Source organism: Pelotomaculum propionicicum (assembly GCF_004369225.1).
GTDB classification, from domain to species: Bacteria; Bacillota; Desulfotomaculia; order Desulfotomaculales; family Pelotomaculaceae; genus Pelotomaculum_B; species Pelotomaculum_B propionicicum.
Window position 1 is genome coordinate 1 of the sequence record NZ_QFFZ01000113.1, and the last position, 2,386, is coordinate 2,386.

Genomic DNA, 2,386 nt, shown 5'->3' on the forward strand with positions numbered 1-2,386 from the left:
TTATCCAAGCACAAAACCATAAAGGAAACCAAAATAATGGTCAGGTAAATGGATGATAATCCCAGTCAATTTTCTTAAGGGGAAAATGTAAGAAAAAAAACACCATTTTTTGCAGTGGAATCATATATAAAGAGGACATAAGTTCAAACCTATGTTCCCTTATTCATTCGGTTATTTGGTTGTAATGAGGATAATGGTGTTAATCTCTTTTAAGACTAACTAACCAGAATAAAGGCTGCAATAAAAGATTACAATAAACTGCAACTATTGACTTGTGGAGTAAATATTATCGTATTGCTCTTTGCACGAGTAACAGCCACACGCAAATTTAGACGCGCTTGATCTATTTTTCCTTCGTCATAAACAAACCTCTGTCCTGGGAAAGATCCTTCATAAATAATAACTTCATCGAATTCTTTTCCTTTGGCTTTGTGTATTGTCATTACATTGACACCAGTCCACGTTTTTGTAGAAGTGGCGAAATGCTCTTGAGTCAAAGCATTTTTAACAGCCTCAGCTGCACCAATGTAATTGTCGTATCGACGCCAGATTTCGCCTAAACTCGAGTTTAAAATTGACCCCTTATGTAACAAGCGCAAATAGGTTGCGTCCAATTTGACCTGCTTAATACAATCTGATGAAGCATCCGAAAGGAGTTCTCTAACGTTTATCCAATCAGAAGCTACGTCTCCAGTAAATTCAAGATTATTACATCTATTTACGATTTCATTACACTCATCAATGATTGCTTGCCTTTTCTGACCGCGTATTTTTCCAGATATCGCATACTCAACAAGTGACGCTGATAATGCGAGATCATTTTTACTAGGAGGTTTATCTCCACGTCGTCCCCTAATATGTTCACACAGATCAATAAGTAATTGATTGAGATTACATTGTTTAGTTGAGCCATGTTCAATTAATCGTGCGATAAGTACCGCGGCTATAGAGGGGCCGGCTGTTTCAATTGCAACTTCGTGGTGGATGCGAGGTAGGATTGTTCCATTTTTAAGCTTTTGAGTTCTTTCAAGGCAATCTGAAACCGCCAACATCAAACTATTTGACGGTAGTAGTATTGCTATTGACCATCCTTGTTTGTTCTCACATTTTAACCTCTCACAAGCTTTTATAACAGCAATTTTTAGTAAAATAAACTGAGCGATTCCTTTACGAATTGGATAATATACGCACTGAACATTTTTATACTTTTGGTGTTTGTTTTTACCTGTAAGCAAATCATTTCCAAATTGGACAATATCAGTACCATTACTACGGTTATTTTCATTACCAAAATCAAATATTGTAGGATGAAACGTATCGATAAACTGACCAATCCTAGCAGGATCAGCCCCTCTAAAATCATAAATGCGTTGTTCAGCGTCTGCCAAAACAATTAAATTACTTTTTTTCCCGAGTTGAGTTATGAATGCCCATTCATCTGCATTCGTGTCTTGAAACTCATCTAAAATAATAGTAGGATAGGTTTCCGAAATGATTGTTGAAAGTGAATTGCTTTTAGAAAGCAGTTTTGCGCACATGGAGGCAAATAGATCAAAATGTACTAGGCCTTCTTCTTCAAATAGCCTGTTTATTTCCCGTTCTTTATCGACAGCTTTATCATATTCTGCTAACCTAGCTGACGCTTCATGTGGGGGCAGGAGTCGGAGCTGTTTCGAACATAATAAATAACCGTGACTCTTTAGTATAGTCCATGTGAAGCTATGGTAAGTATTAATCTCTAAGTTGTTGGATATGGACTTAGAAAGCACAATGTTAGCATGTTGTTCTACACGCGATATTGTAGATCGAGCAAAACTTAAAAAAAGAACATGTTGCTCCTGTTGAAGGGCTCCAGATTCTATTATTTGCTTTGCTTTCAATAGTGCGATAGTAGTTTTGCCTGAACCGGGGCCACCCATCACAAGGAGATTACCTGTTGTATCTAGTACTTTTTGTTTTTCATCCGAAAGTTCAAACATAGTTTGGCTCCTTTTACGATTCTGAAGCCGCTACTTCTTCAGCAGCCTCATTCTGAACTTCTGTTTGATTTGCTAAGTTTGATATGCTGCGGATTTCTTTTAGCACTTCAACTATATAACCAGGCATTTCGTCTTTTGAGCATTGATTTAGAAAATCTGCTGCTGAACCGGAACCTTTTGCCCATCTAAAATATTCTTTTAATGATGTTTTCAATTCTTCTATTGTCATTTCTGGTGTAGGCTTTATTGTGTAGAGATGTGTGGGCCATTCATTATTATCACCCAAGTTTGGCGACATAAATTTCCAAACCCAGTAATGTCAAGGCTTACAAGGTCTCAAGTTTAAAAATGTAGTCCCGAATATTTCACTTAAAATGTTTAAATTTGCTTGATATTATCTGGGTTTA

The 2,386-nt window shown here is 36.8% G+C and carries 2 protein-coding genes; both read right to left on the reverse strand.

All coding sequences use genetic code 11. The features are described from left to right. Positions 1–248: 248 nt before the first annotated feature. Complete coding sequence (locus Pmgp_RS19025; RefSeq protein ID WP_134216231.1) at positions 249–1,979, reverse strand: UvrD-helicase domain-containing protein; 1,731 nt, start codon at positions 1,977–1,979, stop codon at positions 249–251. A gap of 13 nt (positions 1,980–1,992) precedes the next feature. Then, a complete protein-coding gene (locus Pmgp_RS19030) occupies positions 1,993–2,277 on the reverse strand; it encodes a hypothetical protein (protein ID WP_153189239.1) in 285 nt (94 codons plus the stop codon). Positions 2,278–2,386: the final 109 nt, after the last annotated feature.